Origin of the sequence: Microcystis sp. LEGE 08355, assembly GCF_015207185.1 — a bacterium.
GTDB classification, from domain to species: domain Bacteria; phylum Cyanobacteriota; class Cyanobacteriia; order Cyanobacteriales; family Microcystaceae; genus Microcystis; species Microcystis panniformis.
Genome location: NZ_JADEXI010000249.1, coordinates 1 through 6557 on the forward strand (window position 1 = coordinate 1; position 6557 = coordinate 6557).

Annotated in this window: 6 protein-coding genes; 3 read left to right on the forward strand and 3 right to left on the reverse strand. The window is 41.7% G+C overall.

Translation table 11 applies throughout. The features are described 5' to 3' along the window. Positions 1-234 precede the first annotated feature (234 nt). Both IQ242_RS13520 and lysS read left to right on the forward strand, forming a co-directional pair. Positions 235-804 carry a TIGR04376 family protein gene (locus IQ242_RS13520; protein WP_193960319.1) on the forward strand — a complete coding sequence of 190 codons (570 nt, stop codon included), beginning with the start codon at positions 235-237 and terminating at the stop codon, positions 802-804. 268 nt (positions 805-1072) lie between these two features. After that, positions 1073-2794, forward strand: coding sequence for a lysine--tRNA ligase (gene lysS / locus IQ242_RS13525; RefSeq protein ID WP_193960320.1), 1722 nt, complete (start codon positions 1073-1075; stop codon positions 2792-2794). Between the two features lie 206 nt (positions 2795-3000). Here the strand turns inward: lysS and IQ242_RS13530 are convergent, their stop codons facing one another. The 3 genes from IQ242_RS13530 to IQ242_RS27145 are packed head-to-tail and all read right to left on the reverse strand — an operon-like array spanning position 3001 to position 5392. Continuing rightward, positions 3001-4647, reverse strand: a complete 1647-nt coding sequence (locus IQ242_RS13530) for a DUF3685 domain-containing protein (protein ID WP_193960321.1) — start codon at positions 4645-4647, stop codon at positions 3001-3003. 58 nt (positions 4648-4705) lie between these two features. Then, positions 4706-5146, reverse strand: a complete 441-nt coding sequence (locus IQ242_RS13535) for a Fur family transcriptional regulator (RefSeq protein ID WP_016515658.1) — start codon at positions 5144-5146, stop codon at positions 4706-4708. A 45-nt stretch (positions 5147-5191) separates the two neighbouring features. Beyond that, complete coding sequence (locus IQ242_RS27145) at positions 5192-5392, reverse strand: hypothetical protein (protein ID WP_370582994.1); 201 nt, start codon at positions 5390-5392, stop codon at positions 5192-5194. A gap of 159 nt (positions 5393-5551) precedes the next feature. On the opposite strand from IQ242_RS27145, the gene IQ242_RS13540 reads away from it, so the two are divergent. Further along, a complete protein-coding gene (locus tag IQ242_RS13540) occupies positions 5552-6085 on the forward strand; it encodes a PEP-CTERM sorting domain-containing protein (RefSeq protein WP_193960322.1) in 534 nt (177 codons plus the stop codon). Positions 6086-6557 lie beyond the last annotated feature (472 nt).

Here is a 6557-nt window from a genome sequence, read left to right on the forward strand (position 1 = left end):
CCCCTTATCAAGGGGGGAAGGGGGGATCGAACCTAAAATCCATTTTTAATTTAATTATAACCAGCTACTTAGTTTTATCATACGGGTTTCCCCGTCCCTAACCGGCAGCCGAATAACATTTTTGTACTACTTTTCCCAAATATATTTAAATCTATGGTTGATCTAGCCTATGCTAAAAAGAGGGGGATTAAAATCGCTCCTAGACTTTAATTGCAAATTTAGGATACTGCACAGATGGGCAATCTATTTGATGATGTCAGTCGCTTTCTTGAAACCCAACTGGAAGAATTTCTCAAAAGTCATCCCCAATTAGAATTACAGGCGCTGGTGGAACAACTGCGCGAACAGGAGCGCGATACTGCTAAACTGATTACCGCCCTAGAAAATGAGCGTCAACGTCTCGAACAGCAAATTTTGGCCACTGCCCAAGATATCCAAACTTGGCACGCTAGAATTGATAAGGCTAAGGCTGCTGGACGGCAGGACTTGGTTAAGGCTGCCAGTGAACGCGAGGCAGCCCTCTTCCGTCAGGGTAATCAACTTTGGGGACGGATGGAAGGGGTGAAAAAACGTCTGACTCAATCCCAAGAGTTACTGCAACAAGTCCAACAACGTCGTCAGGAAGTGCAAATTAAAGCCGAAAAAGCCCCTAAAAATCAGTCGCGTGACTGGGAAACCACTTTTTGGGATCAACCCCAAGAATCGGACTATCAGCGCTCGAACTACGATCATCTCGATCTAAAATTTAAAGAATGGGAAATGGAAGAAGAATTGAAAAAATTAAAGCGAGAAATGGGACGATAACTTTTCAGTGAACAGTGAACAGTAAACAGTAAACTGATAAGTAGGGAGGCACAATTATTTGTAGGATGGGTTAGCGGTAGCGTAACATGGGCAGGCGTTGGGTTTCATGCTTCAACCCAACCTACGTCTATCTTATATTTAATTCCACCCACCCACTTAACTCACATCTGATAACTGATAACTGATAACTGATAACTGATAACTGATAACTGATAACTGAAATCCCCAAAACCTAAAAATCCCCCAGAATTGTTCCTCTTAGAAAACGATGGCATCTCAAGCACAAAATCCTGAAAATCAACCCTCCTCTACCCTCGAAGAAATCCGGGCTGCTCGTTTAGAAAAAGTGGCGGGATTGCAAAAAGCTGGCTTAAATCCCTACGCTTACCAGTGGAAATCTACCGCTCACGCTCAACAATTACAAGAGCAGTACGCTGACTTAGCACCGGGGGAAGAAATTAGCACAGAAGTAGCCATTGCTGGTCGGATTATTGCCCGAAGAATTATGGGTAAACTAGCCTTTTTTAACCTGCAAGATGAAACGGGAACGATTCAATTATACCTCGATAAAAAACGCATTAGTGAAACCATGGCCGCCGTGCCGAATGCCTTTAACACGGTGATTAAACTGACCGATGCGGGGGATATTTTAGGAGCAAAAGGCACAATTAAACGCACAGAACGCGGCGAATTATCTATCTATGTTAACGAGTACGAAATTCTCACCAAATCCCTCTTACCTCTACCAGATAAATGGCACGGTTTAACCGATGTAGAAAAACGTTATCGACAAAGATATGTGGATTTAATTGTTAATCCGGAAGTGCGACAAACTTTTCGCCGTCGCGCCCAAATTACCGCTGCTATTCGGAGATATTTAGATCAAGAAGGTTTTATTGAAATTGAAACTCCTGTGCTACAAAGTGAAGCGGGAGGAGCCGATGCTAGACCGTTTATCACCTATCATAATACGCTGGAGATGGAGTTATATCTCCGCATTGCCACCGAATTACATCTAAAAAGATTAATAGTGGGTGGTTTTGAAAAAGTCTTTGAGTTAGGCAGAATTTTTCGGAATGAAGGGGTTTCTACTAAACATAACCCCGAGTTTACTTCCATCGAAATCTATCAGGCCTACGCTGATTATTATGACATGATGGAGTTAACCGAAAACATTATTGTTAATGCTGCACAAGATGTTTTAGGTACGCTGAAAATCACCTATCAAGACAGGGAAATTGACCTAACTCCTCCTTGGCGACGAGTGACTATGCACGAATTAGTCCAAGAAATAACCGGGGTTGACTTGAATAGTTTTGAGGATTTCGAGTCGGCTCGTATTGCCGCAGAAAATGCCGGCATTGGCGTTCCAGAGGACTGTAAAACCATTGGTAAGCTCTTAAATGAAGCTTTTGAACAAAAAGTCGAAGAAACCCTAATACAGCCCACTTTTGTGCTAGATTTTCCCGTGGAAATTTCGCCTTTAGCTAAACCCCATCGCTCAAAAACTGACCTCGTAGAAAGATTTGAATTATATGTGGTTGGACGGGAATTAGCTAATAGTTTTTCTGAGTTAACCGATCCCATCGACCAACGGCAAAGATTGGAAGCACAGGCACTCAAAAAAGCGGCCGGCGATTTGGAAGCGCAGGGAGTTGATGAGGACTTTTTAACCGCTTTAGAATACGGAATGCCCCCCACGGGAGGCTTAGGAATTGGCATCGATCGCCTGATCATGTTATTAACCGATTCTGCCAGTATTCGCGATGTGATTGCTTTCCCCTTATTAAAAAGTCAAAGTACAGCGATTAAATCTTTTGACTACGATCAGGAAAAAAAAATTCTGAAAGTGGAATTTAATCACGGTGGCATCTATCTTTATCATGATCTACCTTTGGCAGTATATAAAGACTTTCAGTCCGCACCATCGAAAGGACAGTTTTTTGTCGGACAAATTCGCGATAAATACAGTTTTGACAAGGAATTGTAAAAGTTACTGTCACTTCAGTTAAGTAGATAGGTGTTAAAAGTTGTCAGACACCCCCCTTATCAAGGGGGCAGGGTAGGGTTGATTCATGAATCAACCCTACTATGAATCAACCCTAGGGGCAGTGGGGATCAGAGGCAAAATCCATCTTTAATTTAATTATAACTACTTCAGTTATCAGTTATCAGTTATCAGTTATCAGTCATAATTCATGATCCCTTTTTACCTTTGACTTCCTGCCAAGTGTTACCGACTCCCTGTAAAACCCCGCGAATTACTAAACCAATACCCCTACCGATAACTTGGATAAGAATATAGACTACTCCCTTACCCACCACCCGAAAAAAAGCCCGTAAACGAGGAGATAAAGAGTCTCTTAATTCTAAGGCGATCGAAACTAACCAGGGTATGCCTGTTAAACTGTTTAATTCTTCCTGTCGAGGGGAATAAATGGCTAGAGATTGGATTTCTCCCTCGCTATAGTGAAATAATTGATATTGACTTTCAAAGATATCTTTAGGTTCTTGCCAATATTGTTGCCGTCGGTATTTCCAAGATAATTCATTGCGGATTTTAGCTAATTTTCTGGCGATGAGAAATTCTGAACGGTAAAGTTTTTGTTTGATTCTTTCCGATTCCGAGAAGTTATTGAGAATAATTACTGTCACTGCATTGGCAAGATTATGAATGAGATTTTGCAGCAGAATTTCGGCTCTGGCGATGGTTTCAGGAGCATTAGCTCGGTATCCTACTCCGTCAATAGTTAAACTATTTTCGTACACTAAATAGGAAAATAAGTCAAGAGTAAAAGGAATTTTATTGAGGATTTCTGTTTGAATTGCCTCTCTTTCTTCCAGAATAATTTCGTTAAGTCTGCTTTTACTAATTTCGTCAGAAACCGAGCCATTAATTTCTAAAAATTTACGGGTAACTTTCTCCCAGATATCATAAATAATCAGATTTAAGCGACTGGTTAATTCCCCACTGCTAACCTGTAAATATCTCATTTCATCGACATTTTTGCGAATTTCATCGAGAACTAAATACAATAATTCCCGTTGCCGATTATCCTGTAAAACATCAATTTCAAAACTAATCTTGGTTCTATTAATTAAAGGCGATCGAATGACTGCTAAAGTGGACTCAAAAACCGCCGAAACACAGAGGGGACGCTCGCGGCTTAAAATTGGTAATTCCCGATCGATATTGTTAATTATTACCGGGGGTGTGACTGAAGCTGAATTGTAATAGCTACCTTCCAGGGGAATTAGTTTTCTCACTAGCCATAGAGCTGCTAAGAGTTCTCGTTTTCTTCCCTGCCAATAAAAGCGATCAAAGCCAGATAAAGACTGTTGATTGAGATGGAGATCAATTAAATGTAATTCACTTTCGATGCGATTTAATCCCGTTTTGCCAGCACTGATTAACCAATGACTAGGAGCTAAACTTGCACGGGTAGCAATGGTGAGAGGAGAAGGGACAACATCATGGGATTCATCCCGGGAAATTTGCCCTAAAATAGTGATAAATTGCTCTAGGTTTGTGCCTTTGGGAATATAACCAGCGATGCCTAATTCTCTGGCGATTAGTTGCTGCCTGGAATCGAGAGGAAAGGTTAATAGAACAATTTTACTTTCAGGATAGCGAGAGTGGAGAATTTCACAGTAAGACCAATCAAAGAGAGGATCAATAATAATAATTTCGGGGGCCGGATTAAGAGTCAAAGCGAAAATTGTTTCTAAATCCCCTTCGGTGACGATACTAATATTTTCTATCTGCGACAAAGCCTGCACTAGACCCAAGCGGAAAATCGGGTCATTATCGATGATAATTAGGGTGAGAGGGCGATCGATCACAAGAGTTGCAGCCTGTCAACGGATACTATTCACAGGGTTGATTATACAGTGATCTGGCTCATTTGTTTTGTTTATAGCCATAGAAATCGATGCGATAATCGGTAATTTTTACCCCCGTCGATGCCTCGATCTGTTTAATTAATTCCGGGGGAAGTTCGATATGCACATCGATGATTTCTTGACTGTCCAGACAATTGATGTGACTGTGGGAGTCGCTGATGTTACCGTAGAGTCTGCCGTCCCAGCGTTCCACAGATTCGATAATGCCTTGACCCGATAGGGCCTCTAGGTTTTGGTACACTGAGGTATGACCGATGTTTTTTCCTTGCAGATTGAGACGATCATAAATTTCTCGCGCTGATAGGTGTTCCTGCGCTTGCCACAGCAATTCTAAAATATAGCGACGCTGACGACTAACCCGCATTCCTAAAGTTTGACACCTTTCGATCGCATCTTCTAAACACCGGATCGGTTTTTGTTTTACCTCCAAATTGTCCATAGTTGTATCCGTTGACCTCCGCCCTAATACATAGTCATTACCAGTTTAGCTTAGTCTTTCGATCGATGTCCACATTGCGCCAGTTTTCAGCCCATCTTCAAACTGGGATATCAAATCAGTAGTGCCAGATTTGAGTAGATTTGCGGGGGAATGAGTGGAAAGAACCAGAGAGACACAAAGGACACAAAGATCGATCGCTACTATATAAATTGAACTTATCACACAAAGAATAAGAGAACCAACCATTGACTTATCTATATAAATAGGATTGAATTACTTCTATAAAAAAAGGCTCTTGAAAAATATTTTGATCAACCTTAACTTTAAGGGGTACATTAATTTATTTCCAGGGCCATGGCCACCAAATCGCCAAAATTATTCGAGTCATTGCGGTCATAGACCGCAATGACTGTCACTACTGTTAGCCTCACTCTAGCCGCTGCTTCTGGTGCTAGTGCCGCAACAGTGTTCGGTTTCCAAGACGCTTACGATCCCATTAATTGGACATTGACCAATAATAATGCCGACGGGTTCGTCAATACCGGCGGCGCTCCCGCGTCCATTAGCCTGACTGGGGGGAACAATGGTTCTGGTGGTTTTGGAACCACAGACTACACCACCACTGCGGCTGCGGCTGGGACGGTGACGTTTGATTGGAACTATTCGTCTGCTGATAGTCCTCCCTGGGATGGCTTCGGCTATCTGCTCAACGGCAGCTTCTCCTTCCTGACTGATAGTCCAAGTAACGGGACATCGACGTTTAACGTCCTAGCTGGCGACAGTTTCGGTTTCCGTGTTTACACTCTTGACAACATTTTTGGACCCGGTAGTGTGACGATTTCTAACTTTTCTGCCCCGATTCCCGAACCCTCAACTGTGCTGAGTTTGCTGGTACTAGGAGGCTTAGGCGCTGGACTGAAGTACCTTAAGCGGAATTGATGTCCCAAAAAACAGGGGACTAGGAGTTGACCTCTCCTCCTAGTTTCCAACTTGATTAGCTGTTGACTGTCTATGAGCGCCGGAGTTGGGATCGGGGAGACTTACACAATTCTGGCTTTAAGTCAATAGCCTTTACAAAACTTCAAAAATTGTCACACAAAAAAATGTCATTTCTAGGAGCTTTTTTTGGGCAAGAGAATCGATATAGTCCCCTGATTGCCTTGGTTTTGCGTTGATTTAAGGCTTAACGGTTAAACTAAGCCCACAGCATACCACGATCATATCATATTAATAAATGTAGGCAACCCCGATTTACAGCCAAATTTTGGCAAATTCTGGGAAAATCAAAATCTTGTAACTTACTTTTTACATTTAACTAATCGCCTAAAGTATTTAAATATTTTAATTGTTTATCTTAAATTTATAATTTTTACTTATTTTTGAAGACTGATTAACTAGGGTTGAGCAAAAA

Coding starts and splice junctions, on each gene's coding strand:
- IQ242_RS13535 (WP_016515658.1), bottom strand. CDS start 5,146: ATGGACAATTTGGAGGTAAAACAAAAACCGATCCGGTGTTTAGAAGAT.
- IQ242_RS27145 (WP_370582994.1), bottom strand. CDS start 5,392: ATGGTTGGTTCTCTTATTCTTTGTGTGATAAGTTCAATTTATATAGTA.
- IQ242_RS13540 (WP_193960322.1), top strand. CDS start 5,552: ATGACTGTCACTACTGTTAGCCTCACTCTAGCCGCTGCTTCTGGTGCT.
- IQ242_RS13520 (WP_193960319.1), top strand. CDS start 235: ATGGGCAATCTATTTGATGATGTCAGTCGCTTTCTTGAAACCCAACTG.
- lysS (WP_193960320.1), top strand. CDS start 1,073: ATGGCATCTCAAGCACAAAATCCTGAAAATCAACCCTCCTCTACCCTC.